The sequence below is a fragment of the Bradyrhizobium sp. SZCCHNRI1009 genome, assembly GCF_032487575.1.
GTDB lineage: Bacteria > Pseudomonadota > Alphaproteobacteria > Rhizobiales > Xanthobacteraceae > Bradyrhizobium.
Window position 1 is genome coordinate 35,863 of sequence record NZ_JAUEUL010000004.1, and the last position, 21,974, is coordinate 57,836.

Annotated in this window: 16 protein-coding genes; 3 read left to right on the forward strand and 13 right to left on the reverse strand. The window is 68.1% G+C overall.

The genetic code is table 11. The features are described from left to right. The first annotated feature begins 10 nt into the window (after window positions 1-10). Window positions 11-751, forward strand: coding sequence for a metallophosphoesterase family protein (locus tag QX010_RS09255; RefSeq protein ID WP_316178996.1), 741 nt, complete (start codon window positions 11-13; stop codon window positions 749-751). 2 nt (window positions 752-753) lie between these two features. On the opposite strand, the gene QX010_RS09260 is transcribed toward QX010_RS09255, so the two are convergent. From QX010_RS09260 to ubiE, 12 genes are all read right to left on the reverse strand, one after another. Then, entirely contained in the window at window positions 754-1,764 is a 1,011-nt protein-coding gene (locus QX010_RS09260) for an ATP-dependent DNA ligase (RefSeq protein WP_316179411.1), read from the reverse strand. 143 nt (window positions 1,765-1,907) lie between these two features. Next, entirely contained in the window at window positions 1,908-2,228 is a 321-nt protein-coding gene (trxA, locus tag QX010_RS09265; protein WP_015663255.1) for a thioredoxin, read from the reverse strand. A gap of 98 nt (window positions 2,229-2,326) precedes the next feature. Continuing rightward, window positions 2,327-5,800, reverse strand: coding sequence for a double-strand break repair helicase AddA (gene addA / locus QX010_RS09270; RefSeq protein ID WP_316178998.1), 3,474 nt, complete (start codon window positions 5,798-5,800; stop codon window positions 2,327-2,329). Further along, entirely contained in the window at window positions 5,794-8,940 is a 3,147-nt protein-coding gene (gene addB, locus QX010_RS09275; protein WP_316178999.1) for a double-strand break repair protein AddB, read from the reverse strand. The genes addA and addB overlap by 7 nt, the downstream gene beginning before the upstream one ends. Window positions 8,941-9,288: 348 nt before the next feature. Continuing rightward, window positions 9,289-10,011: a nucleotidyltransferase family protein gene (locus QX010_RS09280; protein ID WP_315803957.1), complete on the reverse strand. Its 723-nt coding sequence runs from the start codon at window positions 10,009-10,011 to the stop codon at window positions 9,289-9,291. A 150-nt stretch (window positions 10,012-10,161) separates the two neighbouring features. Next, window positions 10,162-10,467 (reverse strand): PilZ domain-containing protein, encoded by a 306-nt coding sequence (locus tag QX010_RS09285; protein WP_008963143.1) that lies wholly within the window; start codon window positions 10,465-10,467, stop codon window positions 10,162-10,164. Window positions 10,468-10,646: 179 nt separating this feature from the next. Continuing rightward, window positions 10,647-12,188: a tRNA (adenosine(37)-N6)-threonylcarbamoyltransferase complex ATPase subunit type 1 TsaE gene (gene tsaE / locus QX010_RS09290; protein ID WP_316179001.1), complete on the reverse strand. Its 1,542-nt coding sequence runs from the start codon at window positions 12,186-12,188 to the stop codon at window positions 10,647-10,649. Then, window positions 12,185-14,692 carry a sensor histidine kinase gene (locus QX010_RS09295; protein ID WP_316179003.1) on the reverse strand — a complete coding sequence of 836 codons (2,508 nt, stop codon included), beginning with the start codon at window positions 14,690-14,692 and terminating at the stop codon, window positions 12,185-12,187. Before QX010_RS09295 ends, tsaE begins: the two co-directional genes overlap by 4 nt. 189 nt (window positions 14,693-14,881) lie before the next feature. Then, entirely contained in the window at window positions 14,882-15,340 is a 459-nt protein-coding gene (dut, locus tag QX010_RS09300) for a dUTP diphosphatase (protein WP_316179005.1), read from the reverse strand. Further along, window positions 15,337-16,764 (reverse strand): bifunctional phosphopantothenoylcysteine decarboxylase/phosphopantothenate--cysteine ligase CoaBC, encoded by a 1,428-nt coding sequence (gene coaBC, locus QX010_RS09305; protein ID WP_316179007.1) that lies wholly within the window; start codon window positions 16,762-16,764, stop codon window positions 15,337-15,339. Before coaBC ends, dut begins: the two co-directional genes overlap by 4 nt. 207 nt (window positions 16,765-16,971) lie before the next feature. Then, window positions 16,972-18,546, reverse strand: coding sequence for a 2-polyprenylphenol 6-hydroxylase (ubiB, locus tag QX010_RS09310; protein ID WP_316179009.1), 1,575 nt, complete (start codon window positions 18,544-18,546; stop codon window positions 16,972-16,974). After that, window positions 18,543-19,304 carry a bifunctional demethylmenaquinone methyltransferase/2-methoxy-6-polyprenyl-1,4-benzoquinol methylase UbiE gene (ubiE, locus tag QX010_RS09315; RefSeq protein ID WP_316179011.1) on the reverse strand — a complete coding sequence of 254 codons (762 nt, stop codon included), beginning with the start codon at window positions 19,302-19,304 and terminating at the stop codon, window positions 18,543-18,545. Before ubiE ends, ubiB begins: the two co-directional genes overlap by 4 nt. Window positions 19,305-19,409: 105 nt before the next feature. On the opposite strand from ubiE, the gene mutM reads away from it, so the two are divergent. Together mutM and QX010_RS09325 are read left to right on the forward strand one after the other, a co-directional pair. Then, on the forward strand, window positions 19,410-20,291 hold the full coding sequence (mutM, locus tag QX010_RS09320; protein ID WP_316179012.1) for a bifunctional DNA-formamidopyrimidine glycosylase/DNA-(apurinic or apyrimidinic site) lyase: 882 nt from the start codon (window positions 19,410-19,412) through the stop codon (window positions 20,289-20,291). A 78-nt stretch (window positions 20,292-20,369) separates the two neighbouring features. After that, the gene (locus QX010_RS09325; RefSeq protein WP_315803949.1) at window positions 20,370-20,843 is read left to right on the forward strand and encodes a cyclic nucleotide-binding domain-containing protein; all 474 of its coding nucleotides are present in this window, start codon (window positions 20,370-20,372) and stop codon (window positions 20,841-20,843) included. Window positions 20,844-21,094: 251 nt separating this feature from the next. On the opposite strand, the gene QX010_RS09330 is transcribed toward QX010_RS09325, so the two are convergent. Next, window positions 21,095-21,898 carry a ParA family protein gene (locus tag QX010_RS09330; protein ID WP_316179014.1) on the reverse strand — a complete coding sequence of 268 codons (804 nt, stop codon included), beginning with the start codon at window positions 21,896-21,898 and terminating at the stop codon, window positions 21,095-21,097. Between the last annotated feature and the right edge of the window lie 76 nt (window positions 21,899-21,974).

Below are 21,974 nucleotides of genomic sequence, written 5' to 3' on the forward strand. Positions count from 1 at the left end.
GGAATGGCGCATGCGCTTTGCCGCGATCGCAGATGTCCACGGCAACCATCTCGCGCTGGAGGCCGTGCTCGCGGATATCAGTGCGCAGGGCGTGACCGAGATCGTGAACCTCGGCGACATGGCGAGCGGCCCGCTCGACGCGCGCAAGACGATGGATCTGCTGATGCCGCTCGATGCGGTGCATGTCCGCGGCAACCACGATCGCTGGCTGATCGATCGACCGCCGGAGAAGATGGGCGCATGGGAGCGGCCTGCTTACGCCCAGCTCGAAGCTGATCATCTCGACTGGCTGCGCACGATCCCGGCGACGGCCGTGTATCAGGACGAGGTGTTTCTATGTCACGCGACGCCCGATGACGACAACGTCTACTGGCTCGAGCGCGTCGCTCAGGACGGTGCGATCACTTGCGCGCTGCTCGACGACATCGAGCGACTGGCCGCCGGCATTTCGCAATCATTGATCCTGTGTGGCCATACCCACACGGCCCGTGCGGTGCGCTTGCGCGACGGTCGGCTGATCGTCAATCCGGGCAGCGTCGGCAGCCCCGGCTATTCCTATAACGCGCCGCATCCGCATGTCGTGCAGGCCGGCACGCCTGATGCGCGCTACGCGATCCTTGAGCTGACGTCGTCCGGCTGGAGCGTGAGCTTCCGCCACGTGCCCTATGATCACCGATCCATGGCTGCGCTCGCGCGCGCCAATGGCGACGAGGAATTTGCATCGGCGCTTGCGACCGGCTGGATCCGCTGAGCTCACGCGAGCAGTTTCCAGGGATCAGCGACCCTCTGCTCGAGCTGCTCGAACGTGCATTGCCTCGGCGATTTGTCGGGCCGCCAGCGCAGGATCGAGGTGCCGTGGCGAAAGCGCTCGCCGGAGAAATGGTCGTAGCAGACCTCGATCACCAGCTTCGGTTTCAGCGGACACCACTCCGCGGAGCGCTCGGTCGACCAGCGGCTCGGCCCGCCCGGCGCATTGCCGGTGAAGCCGGGTGGCGAGATCAGCGGCTCGAGCTTGTCGGTCAGCGCGGGCTTCTCGTCCTTCTTGAGCGCGGAGGTGAAGCCGACGTGATGCAGCAGGCCGTCATCGTCGTAGAGCCCGAGCAGCAGCGAGCCGACCAGCTTGCGCCCCTGGGCGCCCTTGTTGGTGGCGTAGCGGAAGCCGCCGATCACGCAATCGGCCGAGCGATAGCGCTTGATCTTCTGCATGCCGTCGCGGTTGCCTGCCTGGTAGGGCAGGTCGATGCGCTTGGCGATCACGCCATCCGAGCCGCCGCCGGATTGCGCCAGCCAGTCTTGCGCGGTCGCAAAGCGCGTCGTCGCCGGCGACAGCCGAAACGTCGGGTGCCCGGCGAAGTTCGCTTCCGCAAACGCCTCCAGCGCCGGCCGCCGCTCGTGCAGCGTGTGCGTCACGAGCTCCTTCTTGCCACTCGCCAGCAGATCGAAGGCGAGGAACAGCGCCGGCGTCTCCACCGACAGCTTCTTCACCCGGCTGGCGGCGGGATGAATCCGCTGCAGCAACGCATCGAACGAGAACGACTTCACCTGCGGCACCACCAGCTCGCCGTCGAGGATGAAGCTGGTTGCCTTCAGTTGGCGTGCCGCGGCGACCACCTCGGGGAAGTAGCGGGCGAGATCTTCGCCGGCTTTCGACTGCATCGTCACCTGAGCGCCCTCGCGCGCGAGCAGGCAGCGGAAGCCGTCCCATTTCGGCTCGTATTGCCAGTCCTCGCCGCGCGGGATTGCATCCACCGAGCGCGCCTCCATGGCCAGCAAACCGGATTTGCGGGAGGGCGAGCGATGGGCGCGGGCGGGCATGGCGACATCCGAAAACGCTGAAACACACCCCCTCAACGCGAACGGCCGGCGATTCCGCCGGCCGTTCGACAAAAATCCTGGATCGTGGAGCGTCAGACCGCCGACGAGATCCACTGCTGCAGCTTCGCCTTCGGCGCAGCGCCGACCTGGCGCGAGGCCATCTCGCCGCCCTTGAATACCATCAGGGTGGGGATCGACATCACGCCGTACTTCGAGGCCGTCTTCGGGCTCTCGTCGACGTTGAGCTTGACGATCTTGACCTTGTCGCCCATCGCGCTCGAGATCTCGTCGAGGGCGGGCGCAATCATGCGGCACGGGCCGCACCACTCGGCCCAGAAGTCGACCACGACCGGGCCGTCGGCCTTGAGCACTTCGCTTTCGAAATCGGCGTCGGAAACCTTGCCAACGGCCATGGAATTACCTCGTTCGGTTGGAGGGAGCGGCGCGGACGCGCCGCCTCAGCGTGGATGTCAAAGTAGGAATGGCGTGATGCCGGGTCAAGCGGGCTCACTCAGTCGTGCTGGGATGGCAGCACGGCGTCCAGCGCGGAGGCCGGAAGCTCCATGAATTCAGGAGCTTCGGTCCAGAGCAGCGCGGCGCGGACGTTTCGTCCGGGGTACAACTGGCCGAGCACGGCGCGGTACAGCGCGAGCTGCCGGACATAGGCCGGGGGCACGTCGGCGAGTCCCGAGGGCGGCTGCTGGTTGGTCTTGAAGTCGACGATCAGCACCTCGACCTCGGTCACCACCAGTCGGTCGATCTGGCCGGAGACCAGCGCCGGAGGCTGGCCGGCCAGTGCGAGGCGGCCCACGATCGAGACTTCCGCCCGGCTCCCGGCCGCGAACACCGCGGCAAAGCGCGGGTCTTCGACCACGGCGAGCACGCGTTCCGCGAGTCCCGCGCGCTCGTCCTCCGGCCAGTCGGCGGCGTTGCGAATCAGATATCGCAGCGCGGCATCGCGCCGCCGCTCCGGCGGCACCTCGGGCAGCGACTGCAGCAGGCGATGCACCAGCGTGCCGCGCTGCATCGCGAGGCTGCGCGCGGCCAGCGATTCGCCCGTGCGCACCGGCCGCTCGTCGGCGGACGGATCGGATGGCCGGAGCACGGCGACCTCGCCGGGCGCCTCCGCCGCCGCCGTGCGCAGCCACGCCGGCAGCTCGACGGCCGTCTCGACCATGCGCTGCGTTTCGTCAGCAGCGGTTTCCGCGATGTCCTCGGCCCGCGCGTAGCGCTTGACCGGCCCGTCCTCGGTTTCGGTCACCTCGACCTGCAGGCCCGCCGCGTCAAGGCCGCGCGCCATCAGGTCGTACCAGCTGCCGCTGCGGACGTTGTTCATGTTGCCCGGCATGCAGCCGCCGATGACCAGCCGATCCGCGGCGCGCGTCATCGCGACATAGAGCAGCCGCCGATATTCGTCCTCGGTTTCCTTGAGCATCGCCGTGCGCGCCGCAGCCACGGCTTGCGGATCGTCGGCCTTGCGGCCGGCCCAGACCACGATCTCCTGCTCGCCATGCGGCACGTGGATCAGCCGCAGCCGCTGCGAATCCGCCGGCGATGACGTCGTGTCGACCAGGAAGACGACGGAGGCTTCGAGGCCCTTGGCGCCGTGCACGGTCATGACGCGCACCTCATCGCGCGAAATCTCCATGTCGCGCTTCACCTCGGTGTCGGCGGCGCGCAGCCAGGCGATGAATCCCTGCAGCGAGGCCGGCGCCTTGCGCTCATAGGACAGCGCCAGCTCCAGGAATTCGTCGAGCGCGTCATTGGCCTCGTGGCCGAGCCGCGCCAGGATACGGCGCCGGCCGCCATCGCCGCCAAGCAGCCAGGCATAGAACGCGAACGGCGTGTCCTCCGCGGCGCGGCGCTCGCATTGCTGCAACCGTCGGACGACCGACTGCAGCCGCTCGTCGTCAGCGGCATGTGCTGTGAGTGCGTCGCGTAAGGAGCCGCGGCGTTGCCACGCCAGCTTGAACAGATCGTCGTCGTCGAGCCCGAACAGCGGGCTCTTCAGCGCGGTGGCCAGCGCCAGGTCGTCCTGCGGCAGCAGCAGCGCGTCGGCGAGGTTCATCAGGTCTGATATCGCGATGTGCTCGGTCAGCTTGAGCCGGTCGGCGCCGGCGACGGGGATGCCGGCGTGCTTCAGCGCCTGGATCACGGCATCGAAGGCGTTGCCGCGCCGGCGCACCAGGATCAGCATGTCGCCATAGCTGAGCCGCCGCCGCGCGCCGTCATGGCCGGTCATCGTGCCTGTCAGGATCAGCCGCTTGATCTCGGCCTGGATGCGGCGCGACAGCTTCACCTCGGGGCTGGTGACGGAGACGCCGTCGAACGGCGCCCGCCAGCCCTCGATCTCCTTGCGGTCGTCGCGTTCGCACAGGCTCCAGAGCTCGACCATGCTCGGCCCGGCATCGGTCAGCGCGTTGTGGATGGGATGGCCGATGTCAGGCGAGTGGATGCTGCTGTAGACCTCGCGCTCGCGGAATACATGGTCGACCGCGTGCAGCACCGTCGGCCCGGAGCGGAACGAATAGGTGAAGGACACCGGATCGAACAACAGCCCGGCGTCGGTGAAGCGCTTCTGCAATTGCCGCCGGCGCGCATCGAACTCGTGCGGGTCGGCGCCCTGGAACGAGAAGATCGACTGCTTCTCGTCGCCGACCGCGAAGATCGTCCGCGTCAGGCCGTCGCGCGCGCCGGCGCCGGCGGTGAACTCCTCGATGATGTGGGCAACGATGTCCCACTGCCGTGGGCTCGTATCCTGGGCCTCGTCGATCAGCACGTGATCGACGCCGCGGTCGAGCTTGTAGTGGACCCAGCCGGCAGAGACGCGGTTCAGCATCGCCAAGGTTTTGTCGATCAGGTCGTCATAGTCGAGCAGCCCGCGTTCCTCCTTCTCGCGGCGATAGTTCGCGGCTGCCGCTGTCGCGATCTGCAGCAGCGCCTCGGTGCGGTCGCGCACGACAGCGGCGCGGCGCTTCTCGATCAGGCGGTCGAGCCGACGCGCTTCGGCGTCGAACAGGCCGGCAAGGCCGGGATTGCTCTCGGCGAACTTCTTGGTCAGCAGCGATTTGCGCGGCTGCTTGTCGTCGGTGAGAAACAGCCGGAGATATTCGTCGACCTGATCGGCTCCAGAGAACGCCAGTGCAGCGCGAAGTTGCTCCGCCTGCTTCTGGTCGGTCTTGGCGCCGCCATCCAGCCGGGCGGCGATATCGGTCCAATCCGCACGCGGCAGATTGGGACCGTCGACCATGTCGCGCTCGATGGCTTCCAGCGTCTCATCCGGCGCGATGCCAAGTACTTCGCCGAGATGCTGCGCGGCGACCTCGACGCGGCCGGCGCCATCGGTCCAGGCCATGAAGTGATCGCGGCTGAGACAGGCCTCACGGACGACGTCCTTGAAGGTCGAATCGGCCGCATTGGTCATCGCCACCTGCAGCGCGCGGCCGACCGCGCTGTCGGGGGCCCTGGAGGCATCGAGCAGCACCTTGAGATTGGCGCGCTCCATCATCTCGGTCTGGTCGCGCTCGTCGAGCACCGAAAACCGCGCCGGCACATTGGCCTCGAACGGAAACTGCTGCAGCAGCCGCGTGCACAGCGCGTGGATGGTCTGCACCTTCAAGCCGCCCGGCGTCTCAAGCGCGCTGGCGAACAGCTTTCGCGCCGACGCGCGCAGCGTCTTGTCGGGGCTCGGGATGCCGGTGGATTGGATCGCGCCGTCGAGTGCGTCGTCGTCGAGCGTCACCCAATGGCCCAGCGTCGAGAACACGCGCTCGGCCATGTTGGCGGCGGCGGCCTTGGTGAAGGTGATGCAGAGGATCTTCTCCGGCGGCACGCCGTCGAGCAGCAGCCGGATCACGCGCTGCACCAGCACATGCGTCTTGCCCGAGCCGGCATTGGCCGACACGAACGCGGAGGCAGCCGGGTTCGATGCGCGCGTCTGCGCCTCGCGCACGGCCTGCGGAATGGGGCGGGGCGCCTTCACCATTCCTCCACTCCCAGGCCGCCGGCCGCCGACCACTCCTTGATGCGGGCGAGGTCGTCATAGGCGCCGTAGCGGTTCGCCCACATCGACAGGTTCAGCGAGGTGTAGCCTTGATTGACGTCCTCGAAGCTGCGGATCAGCGCTTCGAGTTTTTCGCGCGCCTCCTGCGCGGCCTGGTCCGGATGCTGCGGCGCGTCGCTCTTGTTGATCTTCAGCTCGAGAATGCGCTCCTCGCCCGGCGGGTTGTTGCCGGACAGCCGGACATAAACGAGCTGGCTGATCAGGCTGCCGGCCGGAATGCCGTCGAAGCCGCCCTCGCGGAGGATCGCGGCTTCAAGCGTGAGCTGCGGCGACAGGCCCATGCGTACCTGCTTGGCCGTGGGCGGCTGTCCGGTCTTGTAGTCGAGAATGGCGTAGGTGCCCTCGGCACGCTGCTCGATGCGGTCGGCGCGCGCCGACAGCATGAAGGTGCGGCCCGGGCCTACGGGAATGCCGATCTCGCCGCGGATCTCCGCGGTGATCGCGCCGATCTGCTCGCGCCGCGCACTCTCCCACGCCGCGAACCAGCCGGCGATGCGCTGGAAGCGCGGCCACCACAGCGCCCGCGCTTCGGGGCGCTCCATCAGCGGCGCAAAATGTTTCTCGCCGATCACGCGCAGCGCATGCGCCGGATGCAGCGGCAGCGCATCGGCATAAACTTGCGTGAACTCGCCGATCGCCTCGTGGATCGCCGAGCCGCGATCGGCTGATGACAGCGGCATGTCGACGGGATCGAGCGGATCGAGCCGCAGGATGTAGCGCGCGAAGATCGTGTAGGGATCGCGCAGCCAGTCCTCGATCGCGGTCACCGACATGCGCAGCGGCCGTGCTGCCAGCGGCGGCTTCGGTGCCGGCTGCTCGATCGGCTTCACGGTCGCGGGCTGGTCGAGCACCTCGGCATAGCGGACGTAGATGTCACCGCGCGCCTCCGCCGCCTTCCAGCGCTCGGCGCCGGCGACGGCTTCGAGCCGGTGCAGGAAGCGCGAGGCCACGGCGGGCGCGCCGCCGGACTTTGCGGCGTAGGTCAGGATCACCTCGGGCGCGCCGAGCAGCTGCGCGAAATCGTGTGCTGATAGTCCGATGCGGCGCTCGGGCAGGTCGAGGCCGAGCTGATGCCGCATCGGGCGGCTGAGCCAGGGATCGATGCGCGGCGCCGGCGGCCAGATGCCCTCGATCAGGCCGCCGACGATCATGCGGTCGGCCTGCATCAGCCGGGCTTCGAGCGGACCGTAGATCTGCAGCTGCGCGCCGTGGCGCTCGGGGCGGCGCACCGCGCGATCGGAGAAGGCGGTATGGAACAGATCCGGATAATCCGCCAGCGGCGCCATCAGGCCGCAGCGCTCGCCGGACGCGAGCAGGTCGTCGAAGCAGCGCGCCAGCGCGGCGCCGTCGCTATCGGTGAAGGCGGTGCTGAGGCCGACATCGTCGGTCGACAGCGCAATCAGCACCTCACGATGCCGCGCGGCGAGCTCGGCGAAATCCTGCGGGCGCGGCGAGGCGAGGTTTTCCAGCGGCGCCAGCGCCGTCTGCAATTGCGCGATCAGCGCGCCGGCGCGGTCGAGCTGCTCGGGACTGAGACGCGCGCGCGGCTCGGCCTTGTGCAGCGATGATACTTCGCCCTGATGCAGCTTGGTGTGCTCGTCGCGGAAGCGCGCGAAGTCGCGCGCGAGCCCGCCGGTTCCGGCTTGCGGCCGCGTGCCGCGCAGCACCGCGAGCTCCAGCGTCTCGATGGCACTCTTCCAGCCATTGGCAGCACGGGCGAGCCGGCACAGCGGGTGCTTGAGCAGCGCCAGCAAGGTCGGCGGCTCCAGGCCGCGCGCGGCGGCCTCCGCCGCGAGGCGCGCGAAGATGCCGGCGGGTGTTTCCAGCAGCGCATCACCGCCGGAATCATCAAACGTAAGGTGCCAGCGCGTCAGCGCCGCCATCACGCGGCGCGCCAGCGCGCGGTCGGGCGTCACCAGCGCAGCGGATTTGCCGAGATGGCGCGCCTCGCGCATCGCGATGGCAATCGCCAGCGCCTCCATCTCCGGATTCGGTGCGGCAACCACCGCAAGATTGTCCATCGCCTCACCGATATTGGCGGCGATGTCGAACTGGCGCAGCCGCTCGTGCCAGACGGCGGTCGCCTCCGACGGCCGCATCGCCTCTGAGATCAACACCTCCCGGCCGCCGCGGCCGGTTGGGGCGAGACGGACCACGTCGCGCCGCTCCAGGCCGAAGCGCTTGAGCAGCAGGTGCATGGCATATTGCGGATGGTTGACCGCGGGCGGCGTCAACACGCGGCCGGCGCGGTCCCTGGCACCGCCGATCGAATTCCACGCGGCTTCGTCGAGATCGGTGTCGAGCCCAGGCAGCACCACCGCGCCATGCGGAAGCTTGGCGACGGCGAGCAGGAATTTTGCCGTCGCCGGCATCGAGCCGGTGGAGCCGGCGGCAATGACGGGACCATCGGCATGCGCCGACAGCCGCGCGGCTTCGGCCGCGATCAACAGATCGCGCCGCGCCGCCGGCTCGATGCGCTCGATCTCCTGCAGATAGGCCGGCCACGCGGTCCGCGCGATGCGCAGGAACTCGAGCGAATACTGCCAGTATTTGTCGAGCTGATCCGGCACCAGCGCGTCGAGCGCGTCCCACGACACGCCGCGCGTCACCATGTCGTCGATCAGCCGTGCGAGGTCGCCGGCCAGCGCGAGCGTCGAGGCGGGCCCGCCGATCACCAGCGGCGCCGACACCGGCGTCTTGGCCCAGGCCGCCACCAGCCGTGCCAGCGTAAGCCGGCGCTGGAGGTCGTCGAGCCGTTCCGGGATCTCCAGCGGCGCGGGCCCGAGGAACGCGTCGCGATCCTCGGCGAAGGCAAGCTCGTCCTCATCGATGTCGCCGAGCGCGACGAGGCGCGGCAGCACCGCGGCATCGGTCTTCAGCTCGTCGAGGAACATTTCGCGCGCGACACGGAGCGAACGGCGCGTCGGCAGATACAGCGTGGCGGTCGCGAGTCGGGCCGGATCGCTGCGCGCCTCGAAGCCGTCGACCAGCCGGCCGTCGACCAGCGCCGCGATCACGCTGCGCAGGAACGGCGCCGAGATGGGAACGGTGAAGACGCGCATGGCCTGCGATTCGGGTTGCTCAGGCCATCTATATAGGGAGCGATCGGGCGGAGGTCATATCCGGGGTGTGGATGGGTGTTGATAGCGCCGCGACCGCTCCGATGTTGGACGCCGCACGCGGGGAGCCCCTCTGCGGCCGCGATCTCAGCTGTCGTAACCCGCTTTCGCGGGCGGTGAGAGCTGAGTTGCTGGAACCATCCGCCCACCTTCATCGTCACCGACAGCGCGGCGAAGCAATCCACGGCTGAGCACGGGACTCTGGATTGGGTCGCTGCGCTCGCAATGACGGAGAAAAGCCGCGGCGCTCCGGATGACACCGAGTGTGAGGTGATGGCTTCGCCCGGGGGTCTACGCCGCACTCTCCAGCAGCGCCTCTTCGGCTTCCATCACAGCAGCCGGCGTGCCCACATGCATCCACACCCCTTCGAGGCGGAGGCCGAACAGGCGGTCCTGCTCGTTCGCCTTGTCGAACATCTTCGTCAGCGAGAACTCGCCCTTCGGCGCGCCGTCGAAGATCGCCGGCGAGATGATCGCGGCGCCCGCATAGACGAACGGCACCACCTGATGCTCCCGCCGCTTGCGCAAGGTGCCGTCGGCGAGCATCGCGTAGTCGCCTTGACCCGCGTAGCCGATCGAGGTCGCGGTCGGCGCCATCAGCAGCATGATGTCCATGCGTTCGGGATCGAACGCGTCGGCGAGCCGGGACAGGTTCTGGCGCACGCCCTCGATCCACATCGTGTCGGAGTTGACGTGGAAGAACGGCTCATGGCCGAGCAGCGGCAGCGCCTTGACGACGCCGCCGCCGGTGCCGAGCACCTGGTCGCGCTCGTCGGAGATGATCACGCGGGGCGTGCTGCGCGCGGCCGTGTGCTCGATGATCTGGTCGGCGAGATAGTGGACGTTGACGACGGCTTCGGTGACGCCGGCTTCGGCGAGGCGGTCGAGCACATGGTCGAGCAGCGGGCGGCCGGCGACGCGCACCAGCGGTTTGGGCATCGTCTCGGTCAGTGGGCGCATGCGCAATCCGAGACCGGCGGCGAGGACCATGGCTTTGTGCGGCTTGACGGGCATCTTCAGGGCATCTCGATCAACGGTGGTGCGAATCATACCACGCAAGAACATCTATCGTCTCGGCCGGTTGCGATAGCCTGGGCCGATGACGAATATGCGACGGCTGCCCGGCCGTCGTGATGCAAGATGCCGCAGGCTGTCGTGGCTCGGTCAGGCTTCGGCCGTGGCGCGCTTGTTGGTCTTCTTCTTGCCCTGCTTCAGGAAGGTGACGCCGATCTGGTCGCCATTGACCCAGGCCAACTCGCAGCGCCGGTAGGCCAAGCCGGTCGACGACAACAGCAGGAAGAACTCCTTCAGGTGCAGGCCTTCGACCGAGCCCTCGACCGTCAGCTTCGCCCCGGTCTCCGAGACGTCCTCGATGGTGCAGTTGCGGCGCCAGGTGCCGTCGATGCCCATCATGAAAGCCGGGATGCCGCGCTCGAAGACGACGCGTTCGCCCTTCATCCGCTCTGCCATCGCAACCTCCATTCACGCGCGGCGCGCAACCGGCGCCGCGGGCGCAAGGTAAGGGGGGATGGCTAAGAACCGGTAAAGCTACGGTGTGAGAGCGATGGTGCGAGCTTGCCATGGCGACGGTCGGCTCCCCTGCCCGCATGGGGGAGGGGAGTGGACCGTCGGTGCCATGAGAGGATGCTTCAAGCTATGCCCGCTGGCGGCGGCACGTTCGCCGCGTACCAGTCGCGCAGCGGCTCCAGTGCGGGATGGGCCAGCGACCGGTGGAGATAGTCCCAGATGCGGGGCTGGTGCTTGAGGTAATGCGGCTTGCCGTCGCGGCGGTTGAGGCGGGCGAAGGTGCCGAGCAGGCGGGTGTTGCGCTGGGCCGACATGATCGCGTAGTGCGCGCTGAATTCGTCGGCGTCGAACTCCGTCGACGCAGCTTGGCGCGCGGCGATGTAGCGCTCTCGGAGCGCCCGCTCGATCTCGGGCGACACGTCGATCCGGGCGTCCTGCGCCAGGGAGACCACGTCGTAGGCCGGTGGTCCCATCACCGCGTCCTGGAAGTCGATCACGCCCACGCGGGCGATGCCGTCGCGCGCGGGCAGCCAGAGCAGGTTGGGCGAGTGGTAGTCGCGGATCACCCAGGTCGGCCTAGATGTCGGCTTGGCCGCGAGCGGCGCCTCCAGCATCTCCCGCCATATTTCCAGGAATTCGGCCCGCAGCACCTGCGACAGCTCCACGCCACGGTCGGGCAGGTACCATTCGAGCATCAGGCCGATCTCGATCAGCATGGCTTCGGCGTCGAAGGTCGGAACCTCGTAGGTCACCTGCGGCGCCAGCGGCAGCACCGAGGGGACGTCCTGCGCGTGCAGCGTGGCCAACAGATCGGTCGCGGCCTCGTAGCGCTCCACGATCGGTCGTGGCGGGTCGCCCTCGATCACGCCCTCGCGTCCCAGATCCTCGGTGATGAGAAAGCCTTGGCCGAGATCGGCGTCGTTGATCTTCGGCGCCGAGATGCCGCGCCCGCGCAAGGCCGCGGCGATCGCGACGAAGGGGCGGACGTCCTCGGCGAGATGCACGGCGCCGCTATAGGGCTTGCCGTTGTAGGTCGCCGGGCCGTCAGGGCGTTTCGGCGAGTTCATCAGGATTGAGACGCGCTCGCCCTTGTGGAGCCGCGCATAGGAGCGGGTCGAGGCATCACCGGCCATGCGCTCGCGGCGCGATTTGGCGTGCCCGGCCTCGGCGAGGAATTCGCGCAAGGCTTTCAGCCGCGCAACCACCGCGGCCGCCTTGCCGCTGCCGGTGACCTCGGCGCTGCGGGCGGTGTCGCCCTGCGATGGATCGTGGCGCAGCGCGATGTCGACGCGGTCCAGCGGCAGAGCGTTGCCGGCGCGCTCCGGCCATTCGATCAGCACGACGGTCGCCTCCGGCAGCGGCGACAGGCCGATCTCCTCGAGCTCCGATGCATCGCTGATGCGATAGAGATCGGCATGCACCAGCGGGAAGCTCGGCAGGTCGTAGCTCTGCGCCAGAGTGAAGGTCGGACTGGGCACCTCCAGCTCGTCGTCGCCGGCGAGGTAGCGGATCATCGCCCGCGCCGCCGCGGTTTTGCCGGAGCCGAGATCGCCGGTGAGCGTGATCAGCGCGCCCGGGCCGATCAGCAGCGCGAGGTCGGCCATGAGAGCGGCGGTGGCGGCTTCGTCCGCGAGCGCGGTGGTGAATGTCAGCTGGTCCGTCATTCCGCGGCGTTGCGTTGCGCGACGTGGTCGGTCGGGAAGTCACAGGTGACCGTGGTGCCCTTGCCGACCACCGAATCCATCCGCACCCTGCCGCCATGCAGCTCGACGAAGGAGCGCACCAGCGACAGGCCGAGGCCGGCGCCGCGATGGCGCGAGCCCTGCGAATGGCTCTCGAACCATTCGAACACCTTGTCCTTCACCTCGGGCGGAATGCCGGGGCCGGAATCGGTGACCGCGAAGGTGACGCTGTGATCGGTGCGGCGGGCGCTGACGACGACGCTCGAATCCGGCGGCGAGAAGCCAACGGCGTTGGCGAGCAGATTGTAGAGCACCTGCACGACGCGGCGCTCGTCGCCGACGAAGGAGCCGACATCGGGGTCGACCGCAATCGTCAGGCGGATGCGATCGGTGGCGAGGCGGTCCTGCACGCCCTCGGCCGCGGCCTCGATCGCCTTGGCGGCGTCGACCGGCCCGAGCTCGAGCTTCATGGCGCCGGCGTCGATGGTGGCGAGGTCGAGAATGTTGTTGGTGAGCGCGAGCAGCGCGTTGGTGGATTTGGTGACGTAGTCGAGATACTCGGCCTGCTTCGGCGTCAGCGGCCCGGTCGACGGATCGGACAGGAAATGCGCGAAGCCGATGATCGTCGTCAGCGGCGCACGCAGCTCGTAGGACACGTGGTGGACGAAGTCGATCTTCATCTGGCCGGCGGCTTCGAGCGCCTCGTTGCTCTCGCGCAACGCCCGCTCGACATTCTCGGTATCGGTGATGTCCTGGAAGGTGAGCATGGTCGCGCCGTCGGGCAGGGGACGGCTCATGCAGTCGAGCACGCTGCCGTCCTTGCGCTCGAGCTTCAGCGCCGCGTCGAGCCGGTTCTCGATCGAGGTGATCGCCTCGCGGATGGTGCGCCAGGCGACGGCGTCGTCATAGAGCTGATGGCACCAGGATTCCACGGTGTCGATATGCGGATGCTCGCGCAACTGATCCGGCGACAGCCGCCACATCTTGGCGAAGGCCGGATTGAACAGCTCGACCCGGCCGTTCGAGCCGAACACCGCGACGCCTTCGGCGAGGCTGTCGAGCGTCTCGCGCTGGACCCGGATCAGGCCGTCGAAGCGGCGGGCAAGCGCGAAGCTCTCGGTGACGTCGTCGAACAGATAGGTGACGCCGCCTTCCGGGTTCGGCGTGGTGACGACCGATAATGCGCGGCCGTCGGGCAGGAACCAGGTGTCCTTGGCGGCCTCGACGGCGCGATAGGCCTCGTGAAGCTTGGCCTTCCAGGCCCGGAAGTCGGCCTGCTCGGGCAACTTGCGCGCGGCGCGAAGACGGTCGAGCACCGACGAGTCATCGGGCTGACTGTCCAGGAACGTGGGATCGAGACCCCACAGTCGGCGATAGGAGTCGTTGTAGAAGGCGAGCCGGCGCTGGCCGTCGAACACGGCCACGCCCGAGGACAGCTGGTCGAGCGTGCGCCGGTGTGCTTCCCGCATCCGCACCACGGCCGCATCCAGCGCCGCCGCCTCGCTGGCATCGATGGCGACGCCGGCGCTGCCGTGGCCCAGCACGAAGGCGCGCACGTCATACATGCGACGCTCGCCGCCGGTCACGATCGGCAGCCGGCCCTCGAAACGGCCGTTGGCGCCGAGCGCACGCTGCAGGTCGATACGGTCGGCCGAGTCGAGCAGCTCGATGTTGCGGCCGATCGCGTCCGGCACGTCGCGGGCGTCCGCGGCGCGGGCATAGGCCGGGTTGACGTAAGCGAGGGCGCCATTGGCCTGCCGCGCCCAGATCGGCCACGGCAGCGCCGATGCCAGCGCGCGCAGCGACTCCGTCTCCTCGCCGAGCGCCTTGAAGCGGAGCTGCGTCTCGGCGAGCTCGCGGCGCAGGCCGGACAATTCGCGGATGCGCACGATGGCCTGCCCGCCGATGGCGCGGCCCATCGCCTCGATCGCATGGCCGTGCGAGGTGGTGAGATTGAGCATGAAGCCTTCGCCTGCTTCGCGCAGCGCGTCGACGGCGCGGTCGAGCTGCAGCGCGGGCTCCGGCGGCAGCCAGGTTCCAAAGGCGAGAATGCGCTGCGGCTGATCCTGCGGCACCAGCATCGAGGTGTCGCCGGAGATCTGCGGGCGATGGCCGCCGGCCGGCCAGGCGATCAGGATCTGCGGCTCGGCGAACAGCAGCGCACGGTAGCGATCGGCCTGCAGTTGCAGCTCGGCGACATTGGCACGCAGCCGCGCTTCCTTGCGCGCGGCCGCCAGACGCGTGCGCACCAGCGCGACCGCAGCGACCACGGAGAAGCCGAGCAGCGCCAGCATCGCCGTGACCTCGGCGATATCAGGACGGCTCAGCTCGAACAGCGTCGTGATCGCATCCGGCGGCACGCCATCGCCTGCGAAGCCCGGTGTCGCCGGCGCAAGCGCAGTCGCAGCGAGACCCATCAGGCCTTTGCGCGCAAGTGACGTGCACGACAGCAGCGTCTGACGCATCACCACGATCACGCCCGACATATTTGCCCCAAACCGCACGAAGTTCCGCGCGGCGCCGATCGCGTCGACCGCGCCGTCTCACGAATCAATCAACCATAACCGCTTCGGGACTCCAGCGGTAAGAGTCCAGACCGTGAACGGTGGTTGCGCCTGAGGAAAATGCGTCCGCCGATCGACTCTTTCGAGTCGGAACAGTGGCAAGCCCGTAGTTCAACGGCCCGTCGAGCCGAAGCCGCCGCTGCCGCGCGCGGTCGTCGTCAAGCTTGTCGCGAGGCTGAGCTCGGCGCGCACCACGGCGGCGATCACCATCTGCGCGATGCGCTCGCCGCGACGGATCGTAAACGGTTCCTTGCCGTGGTTGATCAGCAGCACGCAGATCTCGCCGCGGTAGTCCGCGTCCACCGTGCCCGGTGCGTTCAGCACCGTGACGCCGTGGCGTGCAGCGAGCCCCGAACGCGGTCGCACCTGGGCCTCGTAGCCGTCGGGCAGCGCGATCGACAATCCCGTCGGCACCATCGCGTGGCCGCCTGACGCAAGGACGAGCGGTGCATCGGCCGGAACCGCGGCGAGCAGATCGAGCCCCGCGGCATGTGCGGTCTGATAGGCCGGCAGCGGCAGGCCTTCGCCATGCGGCAGGATCTGCACGTCGATCGCGATCGTCTGTGTCACGCAACGGGTCCCATGGTTCTGGCAATCTCGGCAACGAGCGCCGTCGCGACCTCGTCCTTGGTCATGATCGGCCAGGACGCGACATGGACGCCATCGGCGTCCTTCGTCAAGAGATGCACGGTGTTGCGGTCGCCGCCCATCACGCCGGTCGCAGGCGAGACGTCGTTGGCGACGATCCAGTCGCAGCCCTTGCGGGCGAACTTGGCCTTCGCGTTGTCGATCAGGTGCTCGGTCTCGGCGGCGAAGCCGATCACGAGACCTGGCCGCTTGTCTTTGAGCTTCGAGATCGTTGCGAGGATGTCGGGATTCTCAACCAGCGCGAGCGGCGGAATCGCCTTGTCCGTCTTCTTCAGCTTCTGGCCGCCCTCATTGGCGACGCGCCAGTCGGCCACCGCCGCGGCGAAGATCGCGACGTCGGCCGGCAGCTCGGCCTCGACCGCTTCCAGCATCTGCCGTGCCGACTCGACATGCGTGACGTTGACGCCCTTGGGATCGGCGAGCTCGACCGGCCCCGCGATCAGCCGGACGTCGGCGCCGGCGGCCTGCGCGGCGGCGGCGATCGCAAAGCCCTGCTTGCCGGAGGAGCGGTTGGCGATGTAGCGCACCGGATCGATCGGCTCGTGCGTCGGTCCGGCCGTGATCAGCACGCGGCGGCCGGCGAGCGGGCGCGGCGTCGGCGGCTTGAGCATGGCGACGACGGCGTCCGCGATCTCGATGGCCTCGGCCATGCGGCCGACGCCGGCCTCGCCCTTCTCGGCCATCTCGCCGGCGTTGGGGCCGATCATCCGGACGCCGTCGCGCTGCAGGGTGGCGGCGTTGCGGCGCGTGGCCGGGTTGCTCCACATCATCGGGTTCATCGCCGGCGCCAGCAGGATCGGCCGGCTCGCCGCGAGCAGGATGGCGCTGGCGAGGTCGCCGGCGGCGCCGTGCGCCATCTTCGACATCAGGTCGGCGGTGGCCGGCGCGACCACGATCAGGTCGCAGTCGCGCGCGAGGCGGATGTGGCCGACGTCGAACTCGCTGCGCGCGTCGAACAGATCGGTGAACACGCGGTCGCCCGACAGCGCTGACGCGGCCAACTCGGTGACGAACTGCGTCGCCGCCTTGGTCAGCACGCAGCGGACGCGGATGTGGCGTTCCTTCAGACGGCGGATCAAGTCGAGCGACTTGTATGCCGCGATGCCGCCGCCGATGATCAGGGTGACGCGCGCTTCACGGGCGGCGCCGGGCTGAGGGAGACCAGGCTCAGGCAGAGCGGCTGGAGCTGGCGCTGCCGTCGTCGGCTCGGACGGATCGACCGGCTCGATCAGCGCGCGCAGGATGACCCGGACTTCCTCCTCGACGGAGCGCCCGTTCTGCGCCGAGCGCAGTCGTAGATAGGTTTTGAGCGAGTCGTCGAGCTTGCGGATGGTCAGGCTGGCCATGTCCGCCTCCCCAGCAGGGTCCAGATGCAAGCAATGCTAGCAGAAATTGATCGCAGTGCAATCAATGTAGGGTGGGCGAAGCGGCCGCCGTAGGCGGCAGCGTGCCCACCGTCGATCGGCAGGCTCCAGGGTGAGACGGTGGGCACGGCGTCACCGCCATCTCGTACGACGAGACAGCACGGCTGCGCCTTTGCCCACCCTACGAATCTACAGCCTGAGCACCGCGAACAAAATGCCGATGAAGGTCAGCGCGATGACCCACAGCGCGATCGCGCGCCAGCGGCTCTTCTTGCCTTCGGTGCGGCCCATGGCGGCGATGGTCTCGGGCGACAGGCGGAGGCCGTCGCGGGTCATGGTCTCCATGTGCTCGAGCACGGCGGCGGCGCGGGCGGCGAGCACCGGCAGGGTCGCGGTCAGCCGGGCCAGTTCGCCGATTCCGGTGACGGCGCCCTCGATCCGGCCGATCGGCCCGAGATTGCGCTCGATCCATTCTCGCACCACGGGGTCGGCGACCTTCCAGATGTCGAGCTTGGGATCGAAGCCGCGCGCGACGCCCTCGACCACCACCATGGTCTTCTGCAGCAGGATCAGCTCCGGCCGGGTGCGCATGTCGAACAGGCCGGTGACCTCGAGCAGCAGGGTCAAGAGCTTGGCCATCGAGATTTCTTCGGCCGTGCGGTTATGGATCGGCTCGCCGATGGCGCGGATGGCCTGTGCGAAATTCTCCACCGAATGATGCGGCGGCACGTAGCCGGCCTCGAAATGCACTTCGGCGACGCGGCGATAGTCGCGGGTGATGAAGCCGAGCAGGATTTCGGCGAGGAAGCGCCGCTCCTTCATCCCGAGCCGGCCCATGATGCCGAAATCGACCGCAACCAGCCGTCCCTGCTGGTCCAGGAACAGGTTGCCCGGATGCATGTCGGCATGGAAGAAGCCGTCGCGCAGGGCGTGGCGGAGAAAGCTCTGGATCACCTTGCGGCCGACGTCGGGCAGATCGACATTCGCCTCCGCGAGCCGGGCGTGATCGTTCAGCGCGATGCCGTCGATCCACTCCATCGTCAGCACGGTGTTGGCGGTCCGGTCCCAGTCGACCGCGGGCACGCGGAAATCCGGATCGTCCTTGATGTTCTCCGCCATTTCGGAGAGCGCAGCGGCCTCCAGGCGAAGGTCCATCTCCATCGCGACCGAGCGCGACATCGTGTTGATGACCTCGACCAGCCGCAGCCGCCGCGCCTCCGACGAATGCGCCTCGGCCTTTTCGGCGACGAAGAAGAAATCGGAGAGGTCGCGGCGGAAGCGCGCAGCGACGTTCGGTCGAAGCACCTTCACCGCGACCGGACGACGAATGCCGTCGCGCTCGACCTCGCCGCGATGCACCTGCGCGATCGAGGCGGCGGCGACCGGTGGACCGAGATGCGTGAACAGCTGGCTGATCGGGCGTTCGAGCGCGGTGGCGATGACGGCCTCGGCCTCGGCCTGCGGGAACGGCGGCAGCCGGTCCTGCAGCGATTCGAGATCCCGCGCCATGATGACGCCGACGACGTCGGGCCGGGTCGCCAGGAACTGGCCGAGCTTGAGATAGGCCGGGCCCATCCGCTCCAGCGCGCGCGACAATCTTGGCCCGGACTTGGCGCCGGGGCGCTCGATGAGCCGCGCCAGCTTCAGCGCGAGCTGGCCCGGCGGCGGCGCCAGGCTCGGATCGACGGCGCCGAACACGCCCTCGCGCGCGAACACCAGGGCGGCCCGGGCGAGCCGCGTAATGTGGGTGAGTGCGGAGATCACAAACGCCAGCCGGAATGAAGCGCGACGATGCCGCCGGAGAGAGTCTGCCAGGACACTCGGGAGAAGCCGGCCGCCGAGATCATCTCGGCGAAGGCGTTGGGCCGCGGAAACTGGCGGATGGATTCGACGAGGTAGCGGTAGGACTCGGCATCGCCGGTGACGGCGCGGCCGAGCTGCGGGATCACGTTGAAGGAGAACAGGTCATAGAGCTTGTCTAGCCCTGGCATCTCGACGGTGGAGAACTCCAGGCACAGGAAGCGGCCGCCATGCTTGAGCACGCGGAATGCCTCGGCCAGCGCCAGCTCGATCTGCGGCACGTTGCGGATGCCGAAGGCGATCGTATAGGCGTCGAAGGAGCGGTCGGGGAAGGCGAGCTTCTCGGCATTGCCCTCGACGAACGAGACCTTGTCGTCGAGATATTGCTTCAGCGCGCGCTGGCGCCCGACCTCGAGCATGTCGCCGTTGATGTCGCACACGGTCGCATGGAAGCCGGCGCCGGCCTTCCTGGCGGCGCGGAAGGAGATGTCACCGGTGCCGCCGGCCACATCGAGCAGCGCAAACGGCGCATCGCTCTTCGGCGGGTTCAGCATGTTGATCATGATGTCCTTCCAGACGCGGTGCAGTCCGCCCGACATCAGGTCGTTCATCAGGTCGTAGCGCTGTGCCACGCTGTGAAACACTTCGTTCACCAGCGTCTGCTTCTCGCCCAGAGGCACGTCCCTGAAGCCGAAATGAGTGGTTTGGTCCGGCTGATCCATCACCCTTACTCCGATACGGCACCATAGCGCTGATGCGGCCAAGGCGCTATCACGTCAGCCGGACAAGGTGAATGGTCGCGGATGCAAAAGGTGAAATGAGCAGGGATGCCTGAGCTGCCCGAAGTCGAGACCGTCCGGCGCGGGTTGCAGCCGGTCATGGAAGGCGCCGTCATCGTCAAGGCCGAGGCCCGGCGCGGCGATCTCAGGTTTCCGTTTCAGCCCGATTTTGCCAAGCGCCTGCAGGGCCAGACCGTCAGGGGGCTCGGTCGGCGCGCCAAATATCTGCTGGCCGACCTCGGCTCCGGCGACGTGCTCTTGATGCATCTCGGCATGTCCGGCTCGTTCCGGGTGATCAAGCCGGAGCACGAGGAGACGCCGGGCGAGTTTCACTATCCGCGCGGCAAGGACAGCGTGCACGACCATGTCGTGTTTCACATGTCGTCGGGCGCCGACATCGTCTTCAACGATCCGCGCCGCTTCGGCTTCATGAAGATCATCGGCCGCGGCGACATCGAGACCGAGCCGCATCTGAAGGGCCTCGGGCCGGAGCCGCTCGGCAATGAATTCGATGCCGCGATGCTGGCGCGCGCCTGTGCCGGCAAGAAGACCAGCCTGAAGGCCGCGCTGCTCGACCAGCGCGTGGTCGCCGGGCTCGGCAACATCTATGTCTGCGAGGCGCTGTTTCGCGCCCATCTGTCGCCGCGGCGTCTGGCGGCGACGCTGGCAACGAAGAAGGGCGAGCCCACGGATCACGCCACGCGTCTGGTGGAGGCGATCCACGCCGTACTCAACGAGGCGATCCGCGCCGGCGGCTCGTCGCTGCGCGATCACCGCCAGACATCAGGCGAACTCGGCTATTTCCAGCATTCGTTCCAGGTCTATGACCGCGAGGGTGAGCCATGCCGGACGGACGGCTGCAGCGGCGTGGTGAAGCGCTTCGTGCAGAACGGCCGCTCGACCTTCTGGTGCCCGAAGTGCCAGAAGTGATGTCGCGGCCGAGGAGCCGGCACGGCCGGCCATCCCCGGTCTGCTTGTGGCGGACGGGAGTGGGCGTATACTGCCGCCATGGCTGTCAGCTCGCCCGACCTGAAAGCATTTCTGCTCGCGACGCCGTTCTTCGGCGGCCTGCTTGATGCGAGCCTCGATCTGCTGGTCTCGATGCTGGTCGAGCGGCGCTTCGACAAGGGCGCCGTGGTCGTCGCCGAAGGCGAGGCGGGTCGCTCGATGTTCGTCGTGCATAGCGGTACGCTGGAGGTCAGTGAGCGCCTGGAGACGGGTGCCGCGATCCATATGTCGCGTCTCGAGCCCGGGGATTTCTTCGGCGAGATGACCCTGCTCGACATGCAGAACAGATCGGCCACCGTGGTCGCGGAAGCGCCGACCGTGCTGTACGAGCTGACGGCGCAAAAGCTGTATGCCTTCTACAAGGCTGACATCCACGCCTACGTGATCGTGCTGCAGAACATCAATCGCGAGCTGTGCCGCCGCCTGCGTCGCGCCGATGCGCGGATCAAGATGCGGGAGGGTGGGTCGCGGTAGGCGAGCGGGCGGCGAAGCAGTGCGAAGCGTGCTCGATCTACGGCTGGGCTACTCCTTAACCTCGCCCCGCTTGCGGGGAGAGGTCGGATTGCATCGTGAGATGCAATCCGGGTGAGGGGGACAGGTCTCACCACGAACACTTCCCGTGTGTCTGCCCCGCGTCTGCCCCTCACCCCAACCCTCTCCCCGCAAGAGCGGGGCCAGGGAGCGCACCGCCGTCGCGGCAGAAGCTCGGGTCCAACTAACGAGGACTACAATCCCGCCTTCCAGTTGATGCCGTTGTCGGCCCAGGTCGGATACACCCGCGCCACCGGCAGTTTCGCTTCCTCGGTGGGCGGCGTCAGCATGATCGGGAACTCGACCTCGGCGTGCTCGCTCGCGTCCTTCAGTTCGCCCGCGTCGTGCATGACGTGATCGCCTGCAAGCTTGCCGGCGGTCCAGCGCCACAGGCTGCGAATCTCCTGCGCCGATTTGCCGGCCGCATCGAACTCGCTGACGCCGAGACCGGCGGCGAGCGCGTCCTGGTGGTCGTTGCGCATCATGATGAAGGGCTGCGCCAGCACCTCCGCGATGTCGCGTGGCGCGTCGGCGTCGAGCGCAGTCGTCGCATCGGTGACGCGATGGCCGCCGCGGATCGGGGCCTGGTTGAGCACGAAGGCGAACGGCTTGCGCCAGGCGCGCACGATGCTCAAGGTCGGTGCTGTCGCTTCGATGTCGGCGACGCTCGGACGCGCCGGAATGAGGCACAGATCGCAGTGGCGGATCGCGGCCGTCGTGGACGCCGTGATGCCGGCCCCGGTGTCGATCACGCAGACAGTGAAGCCGTCGCGGGCCAGCGCTTCGAGGCGAGGCTCGATCATCTTGGCGTCGTAGCCGGCTTCGACGATCGGCTCGCCCGCGGCGCGGCGCGCCTGCCATTTGGTCAGCGTGCCCTGACGGTCGGTCTCGATCACGCGCACCTTGTGGCCGGCCTGCTGCGCGGCCACGGCCAGACCAATCGCCAGCGTGCTCTTGCCGCTGCCGCCCTTCTGCGTGGCCAAAACGATCGTGTACATCGGGAGACAGTCCTTCGGATGTTGACGGAACTTATGAGAACGCCAAAGCTGAGTGCATCGCGGTTGCGCGGTGCGG

Bases quoted from the DNA above. Each gene is read 5' to 3' on its own strand.
- QX010_RS09325 (WP_315803949.1), top strand. From the start codon at position 20,370: ATGGCTGTCAGCTCGCCCGACCTGAAAGCATTTCTGCTCGCGACGCCG.
- QX010_RS09285 (WP_008963143.1), bottom strand. From the start codon at position 10,467: ATGGCAGAGCGGATGAAGGGCGAACGCGTCGTCTTCGAGCGCGGCATC.
- coaBC (WP_316179007.1), bottom strand. From the start codon at position 16,764: ATGGCCAGCCTGACCATCCGCAAGCTCGACGACTCGCTCAAAACCTAT.
- QX010_RS09295 (WP_316179003.1), bottom strand. From the start codon at position 14,692: ATGTCGGGCGTGATCGTGGTGATGCGTCAGACGCTGCTGTCGTGCACG.
- addB (WP_316178999.1), bottom strand. From the start codon at position 8,940: ATGCGCGTCTTCACCGTTCCCATCTCGGCGCCGTTCCTGCGCAGCGTG.
- tsaE (WP_316179001.1), bottom strand. From the start codon at position 12,188: ATGACGGACCAGCTGACATTCACCACCGCGCTCGCGGACGAAGCCGCC.
- ubiE (WP_316179011.1), bottom strand. From the start codon at position 19,304: ATGGATCAGCCGGACCAAACCACTCATTTCGGCTTCAGGGACGTGCCT.
- mutM (WP_316179012.1), top strand. From the start codon at position 19,410: ATGCCTGAGCTGCCCGAAGTCGAGACCGTCCGGCGCGGGTTGCAGCCG.
- QX010_RS09255 (WP_316178996.1), top strand. From the start codon at position 11: ATGCGCTTTGCCGCGATCGCAGATGTCCACGGCAACCATCTCGCGCTG.
- QX010_RS09280 (WP_315803957.1), bottom strand. From the start codon at position 10,011: ATGCCCGTCAAGCCGCACAAAGCCATGGTCCTCGCCGCCGGTCTCGGA.
- QX010_RS09260 (WP_316179411.1), bottom strand. From the start codon at position 1,764: ATGGAGGCGCGCTCGGTGGATGCAATCCCGCGCGGCGAGGACTGGCAA.
- QX010_RS09330 (WP_316179014.1), bottom strand. From the start codon at position 21,898: ATGTACACGATCGTTTTGGCCACGCAGAAGGGCGGCAGCGGCAAGAGC.
- trxA (WP_015663255.1), bottom strand. From the start codon at position 2,228: ATGGCCGTTGGCAAGGTTTCCGACGCCGATTTCGAAAGCGAAGTGCTC.
- addA (WP_316178998.1), bottom strand. From the start codon at position 5,800: ATGGTGAAGGCGCCCCGCCCCATTCCGCAGGCCGTGCGCGAGGCGCAG.